The organism is Mitsuaria sp. WAJ17, from assembly GCF_014174515.1.
In the GTDB taxonomy this organism is placed as follows: domain Bacteria; phylum Pseudomonadota; class Gammaproteobacteria; order Burkholderiales; family Burkholderiaceae_C; genus Roseateles_B.
Genome location: NZ_JACJUG010000014.1, coordinates 107765 through 129609, shown reverse-complemented (window position 1 = coordinate 129609; position 21845 = coordinate 107765). Strand labels below are relative to the sequence as shown.

Annotated in this window: 20 protein-coding genes; 14 read left to right on the top strand and 6 right to left on the bottom strand. The window is 68.6% G+C overall.

Going from position 1 to position 21845, the window contains the following annotated elements; all coding sequences use genetic code 11:
- Position 1 precedes the first annotated feature (1 nt).
- Both H5407_RS13340 and H5407_RS13335 read right to left on the bottom strand, forming a co-directional pair.
- The gene (locus tag H5407_RS13340; protein ID WP_183104937.1) at positions 2-808 is read right to left on the bottom strand and encodes an ABC transporter ATP-binding protein; all 807 of its coding nucleotides are present in this window, start codon (positions 806-808) and stop codon (positions 2-4) included.
- Between the two features lie 27 nt (positions 809-835).
- Positions 836-2794: an AMP-binding protein gene (locus H5407_RS13335; protein WP_183104936.1), complete on the bottom strand. Its 1959-nt coding sequence runs from the start codon at positions 2792-2794 to the stop codon at positions 836-838.
- Positions 2795-2991: 197 nt separating this feature from the next.
- Between H5407_RS13335 and H5407_RS13330 the strand changes: the two genes are divergently transcribed.
- Positions 2992-3741, top strand: coding sequence for a Crp/Fnr family transcriptional regulator (locus H5407_RS13330; protein ID WP_183104935.1), 750 nt, complete (start codon positions 2992-2994; stop codon positions 3739-3741).
- A gap of 924 nt (positions 3742-4665) precedes the next feature.
- Here the strand turns inward: H5407_RS13330 and H5407_RS13325 are convergent.
- Positions 4666-5316, bottom strand: a complete 651-nt coding sequence (locus H5407_RS13325) for a class I SAM-dependent methyltransferase (RefSeq protein ID WP_183104934.1) — start codon at positions 5314-5316, stop codon at positions 4666-4668.
- Positions 5317-5555: 239 nt separating this feature from the next.
- A complete protein-coding gene (locus H5407_RS13320; protein WP_220800601.1) occupies positions 5556-6158 on the bottom strand; it encodes a GNAT family N-acetyltransferase in 603 nt (200 codons plus the stop codon).
- Positions 6159-6483: 325 nt separating this feature from the next.
- Here H5407_RS13320 and H5407_RS24870 point away from each other — a divergent pair, with 325 nt between their 5' ends.
- From H5407_RS24870 to H5407_RS13305, 3 genes are all read left to right on the top strand, one after another.
- On the top strand, positions 6484-7698 hold the full coding sequence (locus H5407_RS24870) for a hypothetical protein (protein ID WP_183104933.1): 1215 nt from the start codon (positions 6484-6486) through the stop codon (positions 7696-7698).
- Between the two features lie 467 nt (positions 7699-8165).
- Positions 8166-9839 carry a DNA polymerase Y family protein gene (locus H5407_RS13310; protein WP_183104932.1) on the top strand — a complete coding sequence of 558 codons (1674 nt, stop codon included), beginning with the start codon at positions 8166-8168 and terminating at the stop codon, positions 9837-9839.
- A gap of 12 nt (positions 9840-9851) precedes the next feature.
- Complete coding sequence (locus tag H5407_RS13305) at positions 9852-13577, top strand: error-prone DNA polymerase (protein ID WP_255501233.1); 3726 nt, start codon at positions 9852-9854, stop codon at positions 13575-13577.
- A gap of 256 nt (positions 13578-13833) precedes the next feature.
- On the opposite strand, the gene H5407_RS13300 is transcribed toward H5407_RS13305, so the two are convergent.
- Positions 13834-14910: an integron integrase gene (locus H5407_RS13300; protein ID WP_183104931.1), complete on the bottom strand. Its 1077-nt coding sequence runs from the start codon at positions 14908-14910 to the stop codon at positions 13834-13836.
- A gap of 146 nt (positions 14911-15056) precedes the next feature.
- Between H5407_RS13300 and H5407_RS13295 the strand changes: the two genes are divergently transcribed.
- From H5407_RS13295 to H5407_RS13250, 10 genes are all read left to right on the top strand, one after another.
- Positions 15057-15722: a DUF4240 domain-containing protein gene (locus H5407_RS13295; RefSeq protein ID WP_220800599.1), complete on the top strand. Its 666-nt coding sequence runs from the start codon at positions 15057-15059 to the stop codon at positions 15720-15722.
- Between the two features lie 327 nt (positions 15723-16049).
- Entirely contained in the window at positions 16050-16379 is a 330-nt protein-coding gene (locus H5407_RS13290; protein ID WP_183104930.1) for a hypothetical protein, read from the top strand.
- A gap of 139 nt (positions 16380-16518) precedes the next feature.
- Positions 16519-17028, top strand: coding sequence for a type II toxin-antitoxin system RatA family toxin (locus H5407_RS13285; RefSeq protein WP_183104929.1), 510 nt, complete (start codon positions 16519-16521; stop codon positions 17026-17028).
- Between the two features lie 261 nt (positions 17029-17289).
- Positions 17290-17610, top strand: coding sequence for a hypothetical protein (locus H5407_RS13280; protein WP_183104928.1), 321 nt, complete (start codon positions 17290-17292; stop codon positions 17608-17610).
- 69 nt (positions 17611-17679) lie between these two features.
- Complete coding sequence (locus H5407_RS13275; RefSeq protein WP_183104927.1) at positions 17680-18270, top strand: DUF1877 family protein; 591 nt, start codon at positions 17680-17682, stop codon at positions 18268-18270.
- Between the two features lie 46 nt (positions 18271-18316).
- On the top strand, positions 18317-18820 hold the full coding sequence (locus tag H5407_RS13270; protein WP_183104926.1) for a DUF6265 family protein: 504 nt from the start codon (positions 18317-18319) through the stop codon (positions 18818-18820).
- A gap of 97 nt (positions 18821-18917) precedes the next feature.
- Positions 18918-19142 (top strand): hypothetical protein, encoded by a 225-nt coding sequence (locus tag H5407_RS13265; protein WP_183104925.1) that lies wholly within the window; start codon positions 18918-18920, stop codon positions 19140-19142.
- Between the two features lie 393 nt (positions 19143-19535).
- Complete coding sequence (locus tag H5407_RS13260) at positions 19536-19904, top strand: ankyrin repeat domain-containing protein (RefSeq protein ID WP_183104924.1); 369 nt, start codon at positions 19536-19538, stop codon at positions 19902-19904.
- Positions 19905-20014: 110 nt separating this feature from the next.
- Positions 20015-20644 (top strand): hypothetical protein, encoded by a 630-nt coding sequence (locus H5407_RS13255; protein WP_220800597.1) that lies wholly within the window; start codon positions 20015-20017, stop codon positions 20642-20644.
- Positions 20645-20686: 42 nt separating this feature from the next.
- On the top strand, positions 20687-21067 hold the full coding sequence (locus H5407_RS13250) for a VOC family protein (protein WP_183104923.1): 381 nt from the start codon (positions 20687-20689) through the stop codon (positions 21065-21067).
- A gap of 3 nt (positions 21068-21070) precedes the next feature.
- On the opposite strand, the gene H5407_RS13245 is transcribed toward H5407_RS13250, so the two are convergent.
- Positions 21071-21790 carry an SDR family oxidoreductase gene (locus H5407_RS13245; RefSeq protein WP_183104922.1) on the bottom strand — a complete coding sequence of 240 codons (720 nt, stop codon included), beginning with the start codon at positions 21788-21790 and terminating at the stop codon, positions 21071-21073.
- Positions 21791-21845: the final 55 nt, after the last annotated feature.

Genomic DNA, 21845 nt, shown 5'->3' with positions numbered 1-21845 from the left:
TTCAGTGCGAGGTTCCGAGATAGGCTCGGATGACGTCTTCGTTGGCGCGGACTTCATCGGGAATTCCGTCCCCGATCTTCTTGCCGTAGTCCAGCACCACCACGCGGTCGGAGATGTCCATCACCACGCCCATGTCGTGCTCGATCAGCACGATGGTGGTGCCGAACTCGTCGTTGACGTCCAGGATGAAGCGGCACATGTCCTGCTTCTCCTCCACATTCATGCCGGCCATGGGCTCGTCCAGCAGCAGCACCTGGGGCTCCATGGCCAGGGCGCGGCCCAGGTCCACGCGCTTTTGCAGGCCATAGGGCAGGCGGCCCACCGGGGTCTTGCGAAAGGGCTGGATCTCGAGGAAGTCGATGATGCGCTCGACCTTCTCGCGCTGCGCCACCTCCTCCGCCTCGGCCCGGCTGAAGCCGAAGGGATTGCGAAAGGCCTGCTGCAAGAGGTTGCTCTTCATGTGCAGGGTGCGGCCGGCCATGATGTTGTCCAGCACGCTCATGCCCTTGAAGAGTGCCAGGTTCTGGAAGGTGCGGGCGATGCCCATCTCCGCCACCTGCCGGGAGTTCATGTGCCTGAAGGTCTGGCCCTTGAAGCTGATCTGCCCCTGCGTGGGGTGGTAGACCCCATTGATGCAGTTGAGCATGGAACTCTTGCCCGCGCCGTTGGGGCCGATGATGGAACGGATCTCGTGCTCACGGACGTTGAAGCTGATGTCGGTCAGGGCCTTCACCCCGCCGAAGGCCAGGGAGATGTTCTTGACCTCCAGGATCACGTCGCCGATCTTCTTGCTGCTACTCGTGCTCATGCCTTGTGCTTTCGTGGCTGGGCGTGATCAGGCCGCGCGGCCCACGGCCGGGAAGGTCCGGGTGTCGGCAATCTTCAGGTCCGCCGAGACCTTGCCCGTGCGGCCGTCCTCGAACTTCACCGCCGTCTCGATGAACTGGCTGTTCCTGCCTTCGTAGAGGGCGTCGATCAGCACGCCGTACTTCTCGGCGATGGCGCCGCGGCGGACCTTGCGGGTGCGGGTGAGCTCGCCGTCGTCGGCATCCAGTTCCTTGTGCAGGATCAGGAAGCGGGTGATCTGGCTGCCGGCCAGCAGGGCGTCCTGTGCGAGATCGGCGTTAACCTGCTCCACGCAGCCCTTGATCAGCTCGTAGACCTCGGGCTTGGCGGCCAGGTCGGTGTAGCCGGCATAGGGCAGGTTGCGGCGCTCGGCCCAGTTGCCCACGGCCTCGAAGTCGATGTTGATGAAGGCGCAGACGCGGTCGCGACGGTCGCCAAAGGCCACAGCCTCCTTGATGTGCGAGAAGAACTTGAGCTTGTTCTCCACGTACTTGGGCGCGAACATGGCGCCGTCGTTGGCGCCGCCCACGATGCGGCCGACGTCCTTGGCGCGGTCGATGATCTTCAGGTGCCCGTGGGCGTCGATGAAGCCGGCGTCGCCCGTGTGGTACCAGCCCTCGGGCGTCAGCACCTCGGCGGTGGCAGCCTCGTTCTTGTAGTAGCCCTTGAGCAGGCCCGGCGACTTCACCAGGATTTCGCCCGAGTCCGCCAGCTTGATCTCCACGCCATCGATGGGCACGCCCACGGTGTCGGCCCGGGCCTCGTGGTCGGGCTGCAGGCAGACGAACACGGCGGTCTCGGTGGAGCCGTAGAGCTGCTTGAGGTTGATGCCGATGGAGCGGTAGAAGCTGAAGAGGTCCGGCCCGATGGCCTCGCCCGCCGTGTAGGCCACCCGCACACGCGAGAAGCCCAGAGTGTTGCGCAAGGGGCCGTAGATCAGCACATCGCCGAGCAGGTACTTGAGGCGGTCCAGCAGCCCCACGGGCTTGCCGTCCATCAGCGTGGGGCCCACGCGCCGGGCCAAGGCCATGGCGCGGTGGAAGAGCCCGCGCTTGAGCGCCGAGGCATCCTCCATGCGGATCATCACCGTGGTCAGCAGGCCTTCAAAGACCCGGGGCGGCGCGAAGTAGTAGGTGGGGCCGATCTCCTTGAGGTCGATGGACACCGTACTGGCCGACTCCGGGCAATTCACCACATAGCCGCAGGCCAGCCACTGCGCGTAGCTGAAGATGTTCTGGCCGATCCAGGCCGGCGGCAGGTAGGCCAGCACTTCCTCGTGCGGGCCCAGCTTGTCGAAGCGGGCACCGGCCTGGGCGCGGTCGATCAGCGTCGAGTGCGTGTGAACCACGCCCTTGGGATTGCCCGTGGTGCCAGAGGTGAAGAACATGGCTGCCACGTCAGAGGCCTGGCCCGCCTCCACCCATTGGTCGAAGAGCTGCGGGTGGGCGCGCGCCTCGGCCTCGCCGGCGGCGACCAGCGCGTCCAGCGGGTTGAGCCCGTGTTCATCGTAGTTGCGCAGGCCCCGCGGGTCATCGAACCAGATGTGGCGCAGCTGCGGGCACTGCTCGCGGATCTCCAGCAGCTTGTCCACCTGCTCCTGGTCCTCGACGATGGCGTAGGCCACCTCGGCATTGTTCAGCGGATAGATGAACTCCGCGGCCACCGCGTCCTGGTACAGCGGCACGGGGATGGCCCCCAGGCTCTGGGCCGCCAACATGCTGGCATAGAGGCGCGGCCGGTTCTCGCCCACCACCACCAGGTGCTGGCCACGCGCCACGCCCGCCTGATGCAGACCATGGGCCAGGGCCTTCACCATCTCGGCAAGCTGACGCCAGCTGAGGCTTTGCCAGATGCCGTATTCCTTCTCGCGCAAGGCCGCGCCCTCGGGACGCTGCTGCGCATGGGCCAGCAAGAGCCGGGGAAAGGTTGTCGCCGCAGAACTGCTCACCTTTGTCTCCTGGTATCCGGGTCGTCGCCTGGATGGCGCTCGCCCGACTTTGTTGGCAGCAATGCTAGACCTTTACTTTGACGCCGTGTTGTCGTTGGAACGACATTTTCGGGAAATCAGACCCGGCGTTTTCCCGGGGTTACGGAACACGGTCTCGTCAGGCTCCTGTCATGTGCAGCGGCGCTGAATACGGAATCATGCGCACCAGCCCCTTGCACGAACTGCCCCCGCCGGCCACCCTCCCGCAACACCTGACCCTGCGCCAGCGAGCCCGCGCCGCCAGCGCCAGCGAACTGGCGGCCATCCCCTGGCTGCGTGTGCTGGACGAGGCGCACCGCCAACTGGCCATCGCCCAGTTGCAGATCGGCGAGGCCGAGGTGGGCGAGCGGGTCTGCCGCATCGGCAAGCCGGCCAACTTCTGGTTCGGCGTGGTCGATGGCCTGCTGAAGATGAGCAATGACGACGCCGCCGCGCAGGCCATCACTTTCACCGGCGTGCCGCCTGGCGGCTGGTTCGGCGAGGGCACCCTGCTCAAGCGCGAGGTCTACCGCTACAACATCCAGGCCCTGCGCAAGAGCACGGTGGCGGGACTTCCCATCGAGACCTTTCACACCCTGCTCGAGACCAGCCTGGAGTTCAACCGCTTCGTGCTGAACCAGCTCAACGAGCGCCTGGGGCAGTTCATCGCGGCCCGCGAGATCGACCGCATCTCCGACCCCGACCTGCGCGTGGCCCGCAACCTGGCTGCCCTCTTCAATCCCCTGCTCTACCCCGGCGTGGGGGGCATGCTGCGCATCACCCAGCAGGAGCTGGCGCGGCTGGTGGGCCTCTCGCGCCAGCGGGTCAACGAGGCCTTGAAGCACCTGCAGGAGGCCCGGCTGATCGCCGTGGACTACGGCGGACTGCGCGTGCTGGACCTCGACGGCCTGCGGCGCTACCGGCCCTGATCTGGCAGCGGCCATGGCTTGCCCGCGGGCTGACCGATCGAAATGCTGAGACAACACACGAACTCACCAACTGAGCGTCAAATATCGCCGAATACACAGGCGACACATGGTCTCCAGGCGCAGGGCCTTCACGCGCACGGAGCCCCCTGGCAGCGCGCACAGGGCAGCACCTCGCCATCGACAGCCCGATCGTCAGGCTGGCGTCCGCCCAGACCGCCGGAATCCGGCGCAGGCAGGGCGGCTCGCGCCCGGGATCCGGCCTCAACCACTGCCACACGCGGCCGGCCGCGCTCGGGAGGATCTTCAGCCGGGGGCGCGGGGTCGCGCGGTACTGGATGATGTCGGGGGCATTCCGCACCCAGACCGCGGCCTCGCCGATCATGTCCCGGTTGAGCGGGGAGCTCACAGTGGCAAGGGCCGTCATGTCAGCGTGCAGCAGCGTCATACAGGCCGGCAGCAGCAGGGCCAGCAAGGGGCACAGACCGGGGCGCGGACCGGGCATGTGCCCCCGGGCAGCCGTCAGACCCGCAAGCAGGGGGACCAGCAGCAGGCCCCAGGCGATGTCGGCGCAGGAAGCTCAACCCCGTGAGGGGCTGAAGCTGGAGTTGCAGGTGCTTGAACAGCAGCCACCCCAGGCCTGCCAGGATACAGGCCCGGCGTAGGCCAGGAGGCTGCGCCGGCAAAAACTCATGGCCAGCGGGGACCTCCCCATGCAAGCGCTCGTTCACGGCCGCCGGATGGCTCCACCCCGGGCCTGCCCGTTCATGCGGCATGCCGCACGCCCGACCGTCCTGACGAGGCAGCGGGTTCATGGATCCAGCGCCATGAGTCCTCCAGGGCTCCGGCTGGCGGTCCCGAGCCGCTCAGCTCAGCCCGGCACGCCGGGGAGGTCCTTGTGCCACGCGAGGTGAGGGGCAGGCCCGCTCACAGCTCGTATTCGAAAAGCCAGAAATTGTCGAGACGCTGGTAGCGGGTCCGGCGGGCCACGCCGGCCACCAGGGCCTCGAGCGCCTCCTGCGTGGGGAAGTTCTTCAGCACGCGGTGCACGCTGCCATCACGCAGCGGGCGGTGCTGGTAGGTATTGCCCCGGGCGTCGGTTTCGACAATGGGGAAGTCCTGGCATTGGCGTTCGTGGTTGTCTATCCAGATCACGCGGGCGCCGACGTTCAGCCGACCGTGCAGAGAGGCCAGAAAAGCCTCGCGGGCCTCCACCGGCACGTGAGAGAACCACAGGCCGGCAAAGGCAGCATCGAATCGACCCAGCGGCTCGGGCAGCGCGTAGGCATCGGCCTGCTCAAACTGCACCGCCTCGACGCCCGGGCGCTGGCGGGCGAAGGACAGCGGCTCGGCGGTGTAGTCGGTAGCCACCATGCGCCGCGCCACGGGGGCCAGGTCTTGCGTCCAGTAGCCGGTGCCGCTGGCGATCTCCAGCAGCGTGCGGCCGCCCAGGCGCTCGGGCAGGTGCGTGCGCAGATAGGCGATGTCTGCGGTCCGCTCGGGCTTCAGGTAGACAGCGTCGTAGTAGGCTGCGCGGCCGGCGTAATAGGCCTGCATCTCGGCCGAGGCGTGGCTCATTCCTGGTCTCCTCCAGCAGGATGGGGCCCGTGCGCCCCGGTGATTCGTGAGGCGGGGCGTGCGCAGGCAGGCGATGGTCGTCGGCATCGCAGCTGGCCGCGCGGCCGGCGTCATGGGCCGGCATCTCGGTGCGACCCAGCTCATTCTGGGTCTCCTCGGCAGGATGGGGCGCCTGCGGTGGCAGGCATCGTGCCGTGTGCCGCACGGCTGCGTGCTCGTGCCTGTCCGGCATGGGCAGGCTAGCGGTCCTGAGGCTTGCAGCAGCGTCCGGCGGTACGCTGTTCCAGATAGCAGCCCTCGTTCATCTCGTAGATCAGGCTGGCCGCCTGGCCGGGCACATCTCCCCAGGCACCGATGAGGCGCAGGCCGGCGCGCTCCAGGGTTCGGCGCGCGGGATGGTTGGCCGGCCGCACCACGGACAGCACCTCGGCCTCGTGCAACTGCTCGAAAGCCAGAGCCAGGGCGGCGCAGGAGGTCTCGGCCGCATAGCCCTGCCCCCAGGCCTGGGGCCGGAAACGGAAGTGCAGATTCATCGCCTGCTGGCCGTCGATGCGCTTGCGCATGATGCCGCCCACGCCCAGCACCTCCTGCGGGCGCTCACGCCGGCAGACCAGCCAGTAGCCGAAGCCATGGTGCTGCCAGTGCAGAAGCCAGCGCTCCAGTTCGGCCTCCATATCGGCCAGCGCATGCACGCAGCCGGCCGGGTTGTAGCGGTGGGTGGCCGGGTCGGCATGGAATTCGTGCAGCGCGGGGAGGTCGGCCGCATCGGGGGCGCGCAGCCAGAGCCGCTCGGTCAGGCGCTCGGCCGGCCCCATCGAGGTCAGGGGAGCCGGGCCGCTCATGGAGAAGCCGCCTTCCGGCAGGAGGCGTACGGAGGCAGCTGCAGACACAGGCGAGGGAGCCCAGGCAGCGGTAACGGCAGGAACGGCAGTGGACACGCAAAAATCCTTGGGCTGAGTCATGGTTTCAGTCCCCCTCCAGCCTTTTCGGGTTTTCCCTGATTATGCAAGCCTGCCCCTTTCCAGAAGGGCAACCCAGGACTTCTACCCCCCAAATTCTTGGGGGTTTGGCCCTCGTCAGTACGCCTTGCGTACATGCACGGCCATCTGGACATCCCGGCAGCAGCTTTTATACTGTTTTTATATACAGTATTGTTTGCACCTGTCCATGTCTGCCGCCCCGCCCGCCTCCCCCCGCACCGCCCTGCTGGACCACCCGCTGCTGCGGGAGGGCCGGCTGTGGCAGGCGGGCAGCCTGGGGCGCTGCCAGAGCCACGTCTTCAGCAGCGGTTTTGCGGCCCTGGACGCCGAGTTGCCAGGCGGCGGCTGGCCCAGCCAGTCCCTCTGCGAGATCCTTCAGCCTGCCGGCCAGCATGCCGAGTGGCGCCTGCTGGCCCCGGCCCTGCGCCGGCTTTTTGCGCCCCCCTCCGGCGGCGCCACCAGCGGAGGATCCATGGGCTGCAGTTCGACAGGCAACAGCGCCGTCCTCGGCAGCTCAAGGGGCAGCAAGACCATCGGCGGTGGCTCTCCGGCGATGCCTCCCATTCTGCTGATCGCTCCGCCCTTCATGCCCCACGGCCCGGGTCTGCTCGACCTGGGCCTGGAAGCAGCGCAGTGGGTATGGATCAAAGCCACCCCCGGGCCGGAGGACATCGGCACGCAGGGGCGGTTGGAGTCATATGAGCGCCTGAATGAGGTGCTGCCTGGGGGCCGCATGCATGGGGGCCGCATGCATGGGAGAGCGCATGCAGAGGTGCATGAGGCGCTGCGTCAGCAGCTGCCTCTGGGGGAGCGGCTGGCGGCATTGCAGGGATCGCAGCAAGTACCTCAGCGAATACCGAAGCAGGGATCGCGACAGCGCTCACAGCAGGGGGAGCATCGCGGGTCGCCTGCGCTCAGGCATTCGAGGGCTCAGCAGACGCTGCATCAGGCCTTGTGGGCAGCTGAGCAGGCCATCAAGTCCCAGGCCGCCGGTGCGGTGCTGGCCTGGCTGGACGACGCCCAGCCTGAGCAGATCCGGCGCCTGCAGGCCGCGGCCCTGAACTCCCCCGTGCCCATTTTCCTGATGCGGCCGGACAGTGCTGCAACCCAGTCTTCCGCGGCCCCCCTGCGCCTGCGCCTGAGCCAGCCCGCCGCCTCGCGGGGGCTGGCCCCGGGCCTGCTGGAGGTTCTGCTGCTCAAGCGCCGCGGACCGGCCATGGTCCAGCCCCTGCAGTTGCACAGCCTGCCCCCGCGCCTGGAGCAGAGCCTGCCCGCCCGCTTGCGCCAGGGCGTGGCACCGCCACAGCCGCCCGCCCATGCCGGCGAGCCGGCCCGGACACAGCAGGCCCCCGGCCGCCTCTCACCCCTGGCCCGGGCGTCGATGCCAGAGGTGGAAGCATGAGCCCGCCGAGCCACCCCCAGGGGCTCGTGCCAGATACGCCAGAGGCAGAGGGCGTACCGGCCCCTTCGCCGAGCAGGCGCCAGGGGGGCAGGCCTGATGCACGAGGCAGGGACTTGCCCGTCCACGGGCAAGCTCACGCGCCGGTTGACTGCCAAGGGGCCCTGCCTGAAGCACAAGGTGCAGATGGGGCGCCTGCCCATTCGCCGATTGAGTTTCAAGGGGTCGGGGCTGATGCGCGAGGCGAAGGCTTGGCGATCCACTCGCGGGTCCACTCGCGGGTCCACTCGCAGAGCCGCTCGCAGGTCCATTTGCCGAGTCATTTGCCGAGTCATTTGCAGGATCACTTGCCGGGCTGCTCCCCAGGGCTTGCGCCTGATGCGCCTGGTGCACAGAGCGAGAGAGGCGCCCAGGAATGCCTGCGCGCCAGCCCCGGGGTGATCAGCCCCGGGGTGATCACCCCCGAGTTGATGTCCCGCCCTCATGCGGCGCCGGCCTCGATCGCCCCACATTGGCTGGCCCTGCGCCCCCAGACCGATACCACGCAGATGGACGCCCCGCAGACCGGCTCTCAACGGGCTGATACCGCGCAGGCCGGTTCGGGCCAGCCCAGCCCTCAGCAGCAACTGGCCTGGTGGGCCCTGCAGTTCACCCCCAGGGTCTGTCTGTTGGAAGAGGCGGTGCTGCTGGAGGTGTCCAGCTGCCTGCGCCTGTTTGGCGGCCTGCGAAGCCTGCATGAGCGCATCCAGCGTGAGGGACGCGCCCTGGGTTTGCTGCCCGCCAGCTCCAGCACCTCCAGCACCTCCAGCACCTCCAGCACCTCCATCCCCGCGCCCGCCGCTCCTCCCGCCATGGCCTGGGCGCCCAACGCCATCGCCGCCCTGGCCCTGCTGCGCGGCGGACGACGCAATGGCCTGACGCGCCCGCTGCATCCTTTGCTGGATGCCCTGCCCCTGACCTGCCTCAGCGCCGTGCAAGCCCAGTCGCCCATGCTGGCTCGGCTGGGATGCCGGCGCCTGGGAGATGTCCGGCGCCTGCCTCGGGCTGGTCTGGCGCGGCGCTTCGGGGCCGAGCTGCTGCTGGCCTTGGACCGAGCCTATGGCGATCTGCAGCAGGCCCATGACTGGGTCCGGCTGCCCGAACGTTTTGAGGCCCGGCTGGAGCTGCCCTGGCGCCTGGACGATGCCCCTGCCCTGATGCCGCATGCCGAAAGCCTGCTGCGCAGCTGCTGCGCCTGGCTCAGCGGTCATCATGCCGGTCTGAGCAGCCTGCGCCTGGGCTGGCAGCACGACGCCATGCGGGCCCGCGACTGCCCACCCGGTGGCGAGCTGCTCCTGCGCAGCGCCGAGCTCACCCGCAGCTTTGAGCATCTGCAAGGTCTTCTTCGTGAGCATCTGGCCCGGCTGTCCCTGCCTGCCCCTGTGGCGGAATTGCGGCTGTGGGTGGATCGCATCGAGCCCCTGCAACCGCCCAACGACGCCCTGCGCCTGGACGAGCACGCCCGCGCCCCTGCCCGCGAGCCCCTGAGTCTGCTGCTGCAGCGCTGCGCCGTGCGACTGGGACCGGCCCAGGTCTGTCAGAGCCGGCTTCAGGCCGATGCCAGGCCCGAAGCCATGCAGACCTGGGTCTCCTGGGGCGGGGACACCACGGCCCCAGGAGACCCAGGCCAGGAGGCCTGGGCGGACCGAACGGCATCGCCTGGCAGGGGCGCCGCCATGGGCAGCATGGGCAGCATGGGCAGCATGGGCAGCCAGGCGGCCGCCTGGCCGGGCCCGCAGCCCAGTTGGCTGCTGGAGCCCCCCTTGCGCCTGCCGAGCCCGCACGAACGTCCCTTCTACCAAGGAGAGTTGCAGCTGCTGCTGGGCCCGCAACGGGTCGAGAGTGGCTGGTGGGGTTGGCCGGGCCAGGTCCTGCCTCATGAGCACGGCAGCCCTGCTCCTCAGGTGCAGCGGGACTACTACCTGGCCCGCAACCCCCAGGGCCAGCTGCTGTGGATTTTTCGTGCGCGTAGAGGCCTGGCCCTGACCTCGCGGGCGGCCGCGCCTGGCTTCGGCAAGCTCGCCCCGGACACCCTGGATGCGCAGAACGCCCAGGGAGATCCGGATTCCACGATGCACTGGTATCTGCAGGGTTTCTTTGCCTGAGGTGCGCCTGCCATGCCACCCATCCACCCCGCGCCCGACGAGGACGGCTCCCATCCTCCAGGCAGCCGCAAGCCTGAGCGCCCTCTGCCGCCAGCCCTGCAGCGCATGCTTCGGGACGCGAACACACCCGGCGCTGCGGGGCGATCGGGGGAGGCGCGGCCCGGCGTCCGCGTGCTGCCGGGCTATGCCGAGCTGCAATGCCTGAGCAACTTCAGCTTTCTGCGCGGCGCCTCGGACCCCGAGGAGCTGGTGCTGCGTGCCCAGCAGCTGGGCTACCGCGCCCTGGCCCTGGCGGACGAGTGCTCGCTGGCCGGCGTGGTGCGGGCCCATGTGGCCCTGAAGAAGCTCGTCGGCCAGCTTCGCGAGGAGGCACCGGAGCTGGACCCCGAGCTGGAGGTGGTTCAGCTGATCATCGGCAGCCAGTTCCGGGTGGGCTGGCAGGGTGGGGCATCCATGAGTGCGCCAAGGAATACACAGATGGGTGCGCAGGCGGGACAGGCTGAGCAGAAGAAGCAGGAAGAGCAGGCCGGGCGGGCAGCCGACATCCTGGCATCCACCACCACGGCCGGAGGGCTGCCCCCTGCGCCGGGAGAGAACCCCGGCCCCGGCTTCCAGCTGCTGCTGCTGGCCCGCCACCGTGAAGGTTATGGACAGCTCAGCGAGTTCATCACCCGACTGCGCCGCGCTTCTCCCGTCAAGGGCCGCTATCGCCTGGACTGGCCTCTGCTGCAGGAGACCCTGGCGGCCGGGCAGCTCAGTGGCTGTCTTGTCCTGCTGCTGCCGGACCGCCGCCTGGAGGCCCCTGCCGATCTGCTCGAGCAGGCCCGCGCCCTGCAGGCCGCCTGCGCGCCGGGGCAGCTGTGGTTGGGCCTGTGCTTGCTGCGCGAGCTGTCCGACGAGGCATGGCTGCAGCTGCTGCGCGAGATGGGCGAGCACCTGGCCCTGCCTCTGGTGGCCTGTGGCGACGTTCATTTCCATGTGCGCTCCCGCAAGCCCCTGCAGGACGTGATGACGGCCACACGGCTCAACCGCCCCCTGCATGCCTGCGGCGGAGCCTTGCATCCACAGGCAGAGCGTCACCTGCGCAGCCGCCTGCGCCTGAGCCAGATCTATCCGGCCGACACCCTGGCCGAGACCCTGCAGATCGCCTCCTTGTGCCATTTCTCGTTGGACGAACTGCGCTACCAGTACCCCGAGGAGGTGGTGCCGGCTGGCTACACGGCGCAGAGCTGGCTGCGCAAGATGACCTACGCCGGGATGCAGCGCCGCTGGCCGCAAGGCGTGCCGCCCCAACACCGCCAGACCATCGAGAACGAACTGGCCCTCATCTGCGAGCTGGGCTACGAGCACTACTTCCTCACTGTGGCGGACATCGTCCGCTTTGCCCGCTCCCGCAAGATCCTCTGCCAGGGCCGGGGCTCGGCAGCCAACAGCCTGGTCTGCTACAGCCTGTACATCACCAGCATCGGCCCCGAGCGCGGCAACCTCCTCTTCGGCCGCTTCATCAGCCGGGAGCGCAATGAGCCTCCAGACATCGACGTCGATTTCGAGCATGAGCGCCGGGAGGAGGTCATCCAGTACCTCTACGAGCGCTACGGCCGGGATCGCGCCGCGCTGACCGCCGTGGTGATCCGCTACCGCGCCCGCAGCGCCCTGCGCGACGTGGGCCGTGCCCTGGGCATCGAGGAGGTCCTGGTCGAGCGCCTGGCCAAGGACCATTCCGGCTGGTCCCAGGAAATCCTGCCCGAAGACCGGCTGCAGACCCTGCAGCAGGAAATCCTGGAGCGCCAGGGCCGGGACCTCGTGCAGGAGCTGCCCCTGCGCCAGCTCATCGTGCTGGCCCGTCAGCTGATGGGTATGCCCCGCCACCTGAGCCAGCACGTGGGAGGCTTCGTGCTGACGCAGGGCCGGCTCTCGCGCCTGGTGCCCATCGAGAACGCCACCATGCCAGGCCGCAGCGTCATCGAGTGGGACAAGGACGACCTCGATGCCCTGAACCTGCTCAAGGTGGATGTACTGGCCCTGGGCATGCTCTCGGCGCTGCGGCGCTGCTTCGCGCTGGTCAATGGCCTGCGCGAGGAATACCGTGAGCGCCCGCTGGAGCTGGCCTGCATCCCTGAGGGCGATGAGGCCACCTACGACATGATCTGCAGGGCCGACACCGTCGGCACCTTCCAGATCGAGAGCAGAGCCCAGATGTCCATGCTGCCGCGCCTGCAGCCTCGCTGCTTCTACGACCTGGTGGTGGAAGTGGCCATCGTGCGGCCCGGGCCCATCGAAGGCGGCATGGTCCATCCCTATCTGGAGAACCGGCGCAAGGGCAAGGACGGCATCCGCTATCCGAAGGAGGCACTCAAAGAGGCCCTGGAGCGCACCTATGGCATTCCCATCTTCCAGGAGCAGGTGATGCAGGTGGCCATGATCGCCGCCGGTTTCACGCCGGGCGAGGCGGACCAGCTTCGCCGCGCCATGGCCGCCTGGAAACGCCCCGGCGACCTGGCCCAGTTCCATGCGCGCATCCTGAGCGGCATGCGGGCACGGGGCTATGCGGACGAGTTCGCCGAGGCCATCTTCCGGCAGATTCAGGGTTTTGCGTCTTACGGATTTCCAGAGTCGCATGCGGCGAGCTTCGCCCTGCTGACCTATGCCAGCTGCTGGTTCAAGAGGCATGAGCCGGCGGCCTTTCTGTGCGCCCTGCTCAACTCGCAGCCCCTGGGCTTCTACACCCCTGCGCAGCTGGTGCAGGATGCCAAGCGGCATGGCGTCGAGGTACGCCCGGCGGATGTGAACCTGAGCGACTGGGACTGCAGCCTGGAGATCGCCCCGCGTGCCGGCGAGCTTGAACGCAGCTGGATGCAAGGCGAGGCAGGGCCCCCAGCAAAGGACCGCGCCCTGCCCTTCACACACAGCCGCCCCCAGCCCGCCGTGCGCCTGGGCCTGCGCCTGGTTGCCGGGCTCGGCGAGGAGGCAGGGCGGCGCCTCGTGGCCCGGCGAGAAGGGCGACCGCAGCAGACGCCCCCCCACGCCTGGACTGCGGACAGCCCGGCTGAGGCCTCCCAGGCCGTGGGAGCGCACGGAGCACCCGGTGCGCATCCAGCGCCGCCAGCCCCTTATCGTGATGCGCAAGACCTGGCCCTGCGAGCCCGCCTGGATGCGCGCGAGATGCAGTTGCTGGCCGCCGCTGATGCCCTGCACAGCCTGGCCGGCCATCGCCGCCAGCAGATCTGGGAGGCCAGTGCGCAGGGGCGTACCCCGGCCTTGCTGCAGGACGCACCCATCCATGAGCCCCCCCTGCAACTGAGCCTGGCCCCCGAGGGCGAGGAACTGCTGTGGGACTATCGTTCCCTGGGCCTGAGCCTGCGCCGCCATCCTCTGGCCCTGCTGCGCGGCCGCCTGCAGGACCATGGCCTGCGCAGCTCGGCCCAGTTGGCCCAGGTCCCCAATGGCCGACGGGTCCGTACCGGCGGCCTGGTGACGGTGCGCCAGAAGCCCCAGACCGCCAAGGGCACGCTCTTCATCAGCCTGGAAGACGAACATGGCAGCATCCAGGTCATCGTCTGGGCGGACGTCTATGCCCGGCACCGCAGCACCATCCTCGCCGCCCGGCTGCTGGCCGTGCAGGGCCGCTGGCAGCGCAGCCGCGAGGGCATCTGCAATCTCCTGGCCGAGAGCTTCGAGGATCTGAGTCCCTGGCTGGGGCGCATGGCGGACGAAGCGGGAAGCCGGGATTTCCGATAGACCAGGATGCGGCCGATCCCCGCCCAGGGGCATGGTGCGAGGGTGCGGAGCGCCGGTTCGGGCTCTGCAAAAGGAAAAGGCGACAGCGCACCTATCGCCCCAGACGCCTCGGCCAACGCCGACGCCGACATTGGTACTGGCGCCGGCATCGGCGACCGCACCCGGCTCAAAGGCAGCGCGGGCCAAGGAACCGCAGGGCGGGGAGGTGGTCATCGGCGAGCTCATGTCGGGGCTCATGTCAGGGCTCATGGCAGGCTCATGGCGACGCCAGAGGATCACAGGCCTCCAACCCTGCTGCGCCCAGCGCGTGGGTGTAGGCCAGGGTGGTCCGGACATCCCGATGGCCCAGCAGTGCCTGAACGCTGCGGACGTCATGCCCCGCTTGCAGCCGGTGCATGGCGAAGGCGTGGCGCAGCACATGCGGCGAACAGGGCTTGAGAATGCCGGCTCGCCAGGCGGCTCCAGCAATGGCGCGCTGCACCGCGCCTTCCAGCACCGGGTGGCGCCGCACCTCGCCACTGCGGGCATCGACCGACAGCCGGGTTCCAGGAAACAGCCACTGCCACCCCAGGGCTCGCGAGACGGCCGGATGCCCGGCGGCCAACGCCTGGGGCAAGCGCACCTGGCCATAGCCAGCAGCCAGGTCTTCCTCATGCAAGGCCTGCACCTGGGCGACATGCCCTTGCAGCGCCTCGACCAGGAACTCCGGCAAGGCCAAGAGGCGATCCTTGGCAGGAGGCCCCTCGCGAACGAGGAGTTCACGGCGGCCGAACTCCACGTCCTTCACGCGCAGGCGAAGCGCTTCCCGCAGGCGCAGCCCGCTGCCATAGAGCAGGGAGGCGATGAGCCAGACAGGACCTTGTAGCTCGCCCAGCAGGGCCTGCACCTCGGCCCTCGTCAGCACCACGGGCAGGCGCTGCCGAGCCTGATCCCGTACCAGTTCGCTGAGCCAGGGGGCATCGAGCCGGAGCACCTGACCGTACAGGAAGATCAGCGCCGCGCGGGCCTGATACTGCGTGGAGGGAGCGGCCCCGCGCTCCAGCGCCAGATGCGTCAGGAAGGCCGCCGCCGCACCGGCTTCCAGATCAGCCGGATGCTGCTGCCCATGGAAGCGGATGAAGCGACGAGCCCAGTCCACATAGGCCCGCTCGGTGCGAACTGCGTAATGGCGCTGACGCAGGACCTCGCGCATCTGGTCCACCAGAAGCAAGGCAGGGCCGGACGGCCCGCCCCTGCGCAGCGGAAAGCCGAGTGCCGGGCCTGCTTTCTTCTTGGAGGTCGTTCCCTCGGCGATCGTTGCTGCAGAGGCGACGTTGTACGGGTCAGGTTCCATCCGACGGAATCTAGACAGCATAAGAAGCCGCGACATCCACCATCGAATGGGCGCTGGGGGCGGGCGGGATCCCCCCGCATTGATGATGGCCCCGAACTCTTAGTAGGGCCACATTCCTGTCCTGCAAATGACCTCAGGAGATCAGCATGACACCCCACTTGGCGCCGATCGCAAGAAACACCCCGCACGACCTGACCCCGCGCTCATGGCTCCTGCATTCACTGGCATGGCAGTCATTGACGCTGCGTTCGATCAGGCCGTCACAATGGCCCGCCCTTGCCAACCCGTTCTTCAAACGTTCGGCCAGGATCAAAGACATGAGCGAAGACCAGTTCTGGGCCCTTATCGATGCTGCCCGCAGGGAAGCCGGCGACAACCTCGATGAGCGCGTGAGCGCATTGGGCCGGCAGTTGCATGCGCTGTCGCTGGAGGGCATCCAGGCCTTCCAGAACCAGTATGACCGCTGCATCCATCAAGCCTATCGATGGGATCTCTGGGGTGCGGCCTACCTGATGAATGGGGGCTGCTCGGATGACGGCTTCCTCTACTTCTGCCACTGGCTCATCTCCGAAGGGCGCGCGCGATTCCAAGCCACCCTCGCCGACCCCGATTCCCTGGCCGAGATTCCCAGGCGAGACTACTTCGACCTTGAGCTCTTTGCCTATGAGGCGCCCAAGGCCTTCGAAGCCAAGGGGGGTGGCGAATTGGAGCGGGACTACAACATCGAGCTGGCAACTCCCGAGGGTGAGGAATGGGACGAAGACGAGCTGCCAAAGCTATTTCCCAGACTGGCTGCCAAGTACGCAAGCTGAGCAGGCCGCCTCCGACCTTTGTCTTGAACGGCTGGCAGAGACCCTCGATGCCGACCGCATCCATATGCCCCCCTGCAAGGCATCCTTTGGACTGCATGGGCATGCCGTTGCCCTGTTAACCTACTGGGCTACTGGGCTACTGGGCTACTGGGCTACTGGGCTACTGGGCTACTGGGCTACTGGGCTGCCGAGCCATCACCCCCAGCCCTCGCAGATCCTCGTGGCGGGCCGCGACACCAGGCCGGCATATGGCAGCATCAGCAGCGTGAGGCGCACATGCGCTGACGGCCAGAAAAGGGGCAGGAGCCCGACTTCAAGGAGGACATCGTGAGTGCATCGAGCCTGGGATCCCGTGTGCGGCAAGGACTGCGGCACCGACTGCTCTGTAGCGGCCTGGTGATGATCGGCATGCCGGTCTTCGTGCTCAACGCCTACATGGAAGCGAAGACCCTCCAGCTGCTGCCCGTCCTGGGCTGTCTGCTGCTCTCGGCCCTGGCCTTCATGACGCCCCTGATCCTGACCGAAGGCTTCAACCAAGCCATGCCCTCGAGCCGACATCTGAGCTTGTGCCCGGCCCCGATCCCGCAGGCGCAGATACTGACCGCGGCCTTGCTGATGATGGCACCTTCCCTGGCACGCCTGCAGGGGGTGGCATGAGCGGCGCAGCCCCGGTGCAGCCGGCGCCGCTGATGGGGCGCGGCGGCCAGGAGGCAGCGCTGGCACGAAGCCCGACTTGGGCTGCCTCCGGGGAGGACCTCATCCGCGGCCCAGCCGCACCCGTGATTACTGACTCCGCATGGCCCTGATAGAACGCCACACCCTCATTGCCGCGCCGATCGAGCAGGTGTACCGCATCTCGCAGGACTATGCGGTGCGCTATGAATGGGACCCCTTCCCCGAGCGCATCGAGCCCGTGGCCGAGTTGGCCGGCCCCACGGGCGGGCTCGCCGTGGGCAGCCAGGTCCACATCCGCTCCAGGCTGGGCATGGACATGCGCGTGGCCTTCGTGCAGCTCCAGCCGCCCACGCGCGCCGCGGTGAAGATGGTCCAGGGCCCGTGGTTCCTGACGAAGTTCGCCGGCTCCTGGGTCTTCCAGGCGCAGTCGATGGACAGCACCCTGGCACGGTTTCGCTACAACATCGTCGCGCGGCCCGGCCTTCTGCGTGGCCTGATCGAACCGCTGGCGACGCTGTACTTCACGCGAGTCGTCGAGAAACGGCTTGCCGGCCTCAAGGCCTTCTGCGAACGGCCGGCCAGCCCCTCGGGCCCCCTGCAGCCCCCTTCTGATCGCTACGAATCTTCCTGATCTCCAGCCCCATGCAAATCACCCCCCAGCCCCCCTGCTACCAGACGACCCTCTGCGCCGAGGGCCTGCAGGCGACCATTCCCGCCCGGCGTAGCCTCCTGTCCCTGATCTTCCTGCTGATCTGGCTGGGAGGCTGGTGCTTTGGCGAGGTGCAGGTCATTGAGCAGTTGCGCCAGCCCTCCGACAAGACACCCACCGCCTTCCTGCTCCTGTGGCTGGCCGGCTGGACGGCGGGCGGCGGGCGGCCTGGGCGCCCTGAGCATGATGCTGTGGCAGTTCGCCGGCCGGGAAACGCTGGCGGTCAATGCCACGCCCCTGACCCACCGCATCGAGATCTTCGGCCTGGGCCTCACGCGGCACTATGCTGCTGCCGAGGTCAAGGCCCTGCGCCCGTCGCCGGAGGGCGGCGCGACGCAGTACCAGGCCTGGCTGCCTCCGTTCATGGGTCCGGCTCGCGGCGCACTGGCCTTCGACTTCGGATCCAGGACCATCCGGCTGGCCCAGGGGCTGGACGAGGTCGAGGCCCGCGAGCTGGCGGTCCAGTTGGCCACCCGCCTGCCCTCGGCTGCACGCGCCAGCTGAAGGCAGCATGACCTCAGCCTGCGGCCACAGCCGCGAGACAAGACCTGACCCCGAAGGAGCACCGACACCATGGGCATTTGCTGCAGCCTCTATGCCCTCTCTCCCGAGCAGCTGGCGCGGCTTCGCGCCGATCCGCCCCTGATCTGGCGGCTTGTGGAGCCCGACGACGAAACACCCTACCTCGCAGAGGTGGCGCCCCCGCAGCGAATCTCCTGGCTGCAGCGTCTCTTCGGCCAGACCAGGGCGCCCGCCGCACCGGCGGTGGCCGTGCCGGACTTTCCGGCGCATGAGCGGATGGAGGTCGATCTGGACAAGTCCTGGGACGGCCTGCGGCACTGCCTCGGTCTATGCGCCCCGGATGCGCCGGACTTCTTCGCCGGCGACGGCTCCATCGGCCGCATCGAGGTGGGCTATGGCCCCGCCCTGGCCGTCGATAGCGGCACCCTGGCCCGCTATGCCGCCGCATTGGAGGGCATCGACGAGGAGGGCCTGCGGCGGCAGCTCCAGTCCACGGACTTCAAGGACGTCTACCTCGGCGATGTCTGGCGCCGGCGGGGGGCAGACGCCGAAGACTATTTGCTTGAGAATTTCCGCGAACTCCTCGGCTTCCTGCGGCAGGCCGCCGCACAGGGGCAGGCCGCTGTCATCTGCTACACCTAGCGGCACCCAACCCAGGCCGAGGAGCGGCACACCCACAGGAGCCTTCATGCCCTCCTCCCGTATCCGCCCCATCCCGCCCGCTGCGCTGGCCCTCGCCGCCGCCTGCGCTGCGCTGCCCGCTCGGGCGCAGTCCGTGGACGGTATGGCCTGGCTGGCGGGCTGCTGGCGCGGGCACTTCGGCGAGGCCGGCACCATGGAGCAATGGCTCCCGCCGGCAGGTGGCACCATGCTGGCCATGAGCCGGACGGTCAGGCAGGGCAAGACCGTGGAGTTCGAGTTTCTGCAGCTGCGGCAGCTACAGGACGGCACACTGGCGCTGATGCCCCAGCCGGCGGGCAGGCCCGCGACGGTGTTCCGCCTGCTGAGCGCCGGGCCGCAGGAGGCCGTCTTCGAGAATCCGGCCCACGATTTCCCCCAGCGCATCGCCTATACGCGGTCGGACGAGTCGCGCCTGCTGGTGAGCATCGAGGGCCTGCGCAACGGAACGACGCGCCGGATCGAGTTCACCTTCTCAAGGGTCGGCTGCGAGGACGAACTCCAGCCCCGCTGAGACCCATGCAGTTCCCCCTCCTCACGGCAACGCTGCTAGCGCCCGCCGCCCTGCCCCCCGCCCCGCGCCACCTGCGCCTGGCGCTGGCCGCGGTCCTGTGCCTGCAACTCGGCCTGCTGGCACGGGTTGCGTCACGTCCACGCTGCGATGCCCGTCGATCTGTGCCCTGCTGTACCCGGCCTGCGAGCATGCCCTGGATGGCGATGACGGCAGGCCCCTGGGCATTGGCATCCTGGGCATCGGCATCCTGGGCCTGCTCGCCTTCGGCCTGGACGGCGTCGTGCTGGCGGCCTGGTCCCTGCGCCGACGGCGCCGGGCGTAGTGCGCACCGCCCGGCCTGGGCAGGAGGCGACCCGCCCCGCGCGAGCGGTGGCCGGCGCTTGCGCCCGCGGCCCTGACTCTGGCATCCTGCGCTGCGGCGCACGTGGTGTAGCGGACGTCGGCAATTTCTGTCACGCAGCACCTCTCATGCAACGGCCCACACCCTTCACCCTTCACGAAGCGCCTGTCATGCGGCACCTGCCATACAGCAACGTCCACACCACAGCCGCCACGCAGGCAAGACCTGGCACCCGCCCCGCGACCCGCTTGCGGGCACGGACCTGCGGTCAGCCGAGACGAGGTGCAGCTTCAGGTGCCGAACACGGTGAGGCACACGGCGAGGCACAAGGTTCAGCACGACATCCAGCACGACATCCTGCATAAGGGAGACACCATGTCCGGAGGAGATTGGAAGGAACTTTTCCACGCGGCCTGCAACGGGGACCTGGAGCTGGTCCGCTATCACACCATCAAGGGGGTGGACCTCAACTACGCCCATCCGGAGTTCCTGGGCACGCCGCTGGTGGCCTGCATCCTGGCCGGGCAGGAGGCGGTGGCGCTGTACTTGCTGGAACATGGCGCGGACCCGCATCTGCTCTCGGAATTCGATGGCGCCACGCCGCTGCAGGCGGCCCGCCGGGCCGGACTGGCGACCGTGGCTCAGCGCCTGCTGGCGATGGGCGTGCAGGAGGCACCGCCCCTCCCGCCGGCACGCGAGGGATTCGGCCGATGGCTGCTGCGCCGGGCCGGCCTGGCGGCCTAGCCCGCGGGCAGCAGCCGCGCAAGACCTGACCCCGCCTGCCCCACCCATCAACGGCCCAGGCCCTGCCCTCACGGCCCCCTGGTCTCAATAGAACCCCCATGAGAACCCCCATGAGACACCTCTTCTTGATGCTGTTGCTGGCCGCCACCCCCGCAGGGGCGCAGGGCCAGCGGGAGCCCGTCGTCGGGCTGCCCTGCGAAGGCTGCGAGGCCGTGTTCTTCGGCATGCCGGCGCAGCTGGGCGCCCGTGCCCGCATCGCCCCGGCCTCGGAGCCGGGCGCGCCCATGGTCGTCACCGGACGGGTGCTAAACCGCAAGGGCCAGGCACAGGCGGGCGTCATCCTCTACGCCTACCAGACGGACAGCCGGGGCGTGTACCCCGAGCTGGCCGGGATCCTTGACGTCGAGACCCGGCGCCAGGGCCGCCTGCGCGGCTGGGTGAAGACCAACGCCTCGGGCCGCTATACCTTCGACACCATCCGGCCCGGCAGCTACCCGGGCGAGGACGTGCCCGAGCACATCCACTTCCATGTGATTGAACCGGGCTGCGCCACCTACTACATCGACGACATCATGTTCGCCGACGACCCCAAGCTCACGCCCAGGCAGGTCCAGCGCATCGCCAGGAACCGGGGCGGCAACGGCATCTCCCTGCCGGTCCGCCAGGACGGCGTCTGGCAGGTGCAGCGCGACATCCACCTCGGCCGCAACATCCCGGGCGACCCGGCCTGCGGCGCCTAGAGGAGCCCGGCCGGCCGCGCCCTTCCCTCTCCTGGAGACCTCATGTTTGATCACGTCAAGTTCGGTGTCAGCGACTACGAAGCCAGCAAGGCCTTCTTCCTGAAGGCGCTGGCGCCGCTGGGCGTGTACAAGGGCGGCGAAGGCGAGCCCGGCTTCGGCGTCAAGCTGTGCCAGCCCGGCAGCGAAGTCTCGCTGTGCCTGCACCAGACCAACCAGAAGCCCGCCCCCCTGCACCTGGACTTCTCGGCCCGCAGCTGCCAGCAGGTGGACGCCTTCCACCGCAAGGCGCTGGCGGCCGGCAGCCTGGACAACGGCGCCCCGGGCCTGCGCCCCCACGACCACGCGGACGACGACGCGACCTTGGTCATCGGCCCGGACGGGCACAAGCTCGAGGCCGTGTTCCACGAGCGCGAGGCCCGCTGAAGCTCAAGTCCGCGTGATGGACACCCCGCCATCGACCAGCAGGGCCGCGCCCGTGGTGAAGGACGAGGCCTCGGAGGCCAGGTACAGCACGGTGCCGGCGATCTCCTCTGGCGTCGCCAGGCGCTTCAGCGCGTGCAGGTCGCTGACGTGCCGGACCTTGTCCTCGGTGTCCGCGAGCTGGCGGCCCATGGGCGTGTCCGTGCCGCCGGGCAAGAGGGCGTTGACCCGGATGCCCCGAGCACCGAACTCGGCGGCCAGGGCCTGCGTCAGGCCCAGCAGGCCGGACTTGCTCGCGGCATAGGCGGCCATGCCGGGAAAGCCAACCGTGTAGCCGACAAAGGTCGAGGTGAAGATCACCGAGCCCTGCCCCCGCCTCAGCATGGCGGGAATCTGGTGCTTGGCCGCGAGGAAGGCACTGCTCAGATTGATGGCCAGGGTTGTGTCCCAGTCCTCGCGGGTGATCGACGGACTTTCGCCCATCGCGCCCAGGGTGCCGGCATTGTTGAAGGCGATGTCCAGGCCGCCGTAGGCCGACACCGCCTGCCCGACCAGGGCCTGCGCATAGGCCTCGTTCTGCACATCGCCGGCCAGTGCGAGGGCCTGCCCGCCGGCCCGGCGGATCTCCTCGGCCACGGCCTCCCTGGCCATCGCCAGGGCCGCGGCCCGGCCTATGCCCGAACTCGCTCCCGTCACCAGAGCCACTTTGTCTGCCAGACATGCCATCGTTCATTCCTTCGATAGAGGTTGAGGCGGTGCATGCTCGCCGCTGTGACCGCGC

What these genes read in the sequence shown, in the direction of transcription:
- H5407_RS13330 (WP_183104935.1), top strand. Translation starts at nt 2,992, where the DNA reads ATGCGCACCAGCCCCTTGCACGAACTGCCCCCGCCGGCCACCCTCCCG.
- H5407_RS13245 (WP_183104922.1), bottom strand. Translation starts at nt 21,790, where the DNA reads ATGGCATGTCTGGCAGACAAAGTGGCTCTGGTGACGGGAGCGAGTTCG.
- H5407_RS13320 (WP_220800601.1), bottom strand. Translation starts at nt 6,158, where the DNA reads ATGAGCGGCCCGGCTCCCCTGACCTCGATGGGGCCGGCCGAGCGCCTG.
- H5407_RS13275 (WP_183104927.1), top strand. Translation starts at nt 17,680, where the DNA reads ATGGGCATTTGCTGCAGCCTCTATGCCCTCTCTCCCGAGCAGCTGGCG.
- H5407_RS13255 (WP_220800597.1), top strand. Translation starts at nt 20,015, where the DNA reads ATGAGACACCTCTTCTTGATGCTGTTGCTGGCCGCCACCCCCGCAGGG.
- H5407_RS13270 (WP_183104926.1), top strand. Translation starts at nt 18,317, where the DNA reads ATGCCCTCCTCCCGTATCCGCCCCATCCCGCCCGCTGCGCTGGCCCTC.
- H5407_RS24870 (WP_183104933.1), top strand. Translation starts at nt 6,484, where the DNA reads ATGTCTGCCGCCCCGCCCGCCTCCCCCCGCACCGCCCTGCTGGACCAC.
- H5407_RS13295 (WP_220800599.1), top strand. Translation starts at nt 15,057, where the DNA reads ATGACACCCCACTTGGCGCCGATCGCAAGAAACACCCCGCACGACCTG.
- H5407_RS13280 (WP_183104928.1), top strand. Translation starts at nt 17,290, where the DNA reads ATGATGCTGTGGCAGTTCGCCGGCCGGGAAACGCTGGCGGTCAATGCC.
- H5407_RS13250 (WP_183104923.1), top strand. Translation starts at nt 20,687, where the DNA reads ATGTTTGATCACGTCAAGTTCGGTGTCAGCGACTACGAAGCCAGCAAG.
- H5407_RS13305 (WP_255501233.1), top strand. Translation starts at nt 9,852, where the DNA reads ATGCCACCCATCCACCCCGCGCCCGACGAGGACGGCTCCCATCCTCCA.
- H5407_RS13260 (WP_183104924.1), top strand. Translation starts at nt 19,536, where the DNA reads ATGTCCGGAGGAGATTGGAAGGAACTTTTCCACGCGGCCTGCAACGGG.
- H5407_RS13310 (WP_183104932.1), top strand. Translation starts at nt 8,166, where the DNA reads ATGTCCCGCCCTCATGCGGCGCCGGCCTCGATCGCCCCACATTGGCTG.
- H5407_RS13340 (WP_183104937.1), bottom strand. Translation starts at nt 808, where the DNA reads ATGAGCACGAGTAGCAGCAAGAAGATCGGCGACGTGATCCTGGAGGTC.
- H5407_RS13300 (WP_183104931.1), bottom strand. Translation starts at nt 14,910, where the DNA reads ATGGAACCTGACCCGTACAACGTCGCCTCTGCAGCAACGATCGCCGAG.
- H5407_RS13285 (WP_183104929.1), top strand. Translation starts at nt 16,519, where the DNA reads ATGGCCCTGATAGAACGCCACACCCTCATTGCCGCGCCGATCGAGCAG.
- H5407_RS13325 (WP_183104934.1), bottom strand. Translation starts at nt 5,316, where the DNA reads ATGAGCCACGCCTCGGCCGAGATGCAGGCCTATTACGCCGGCCGCGCA.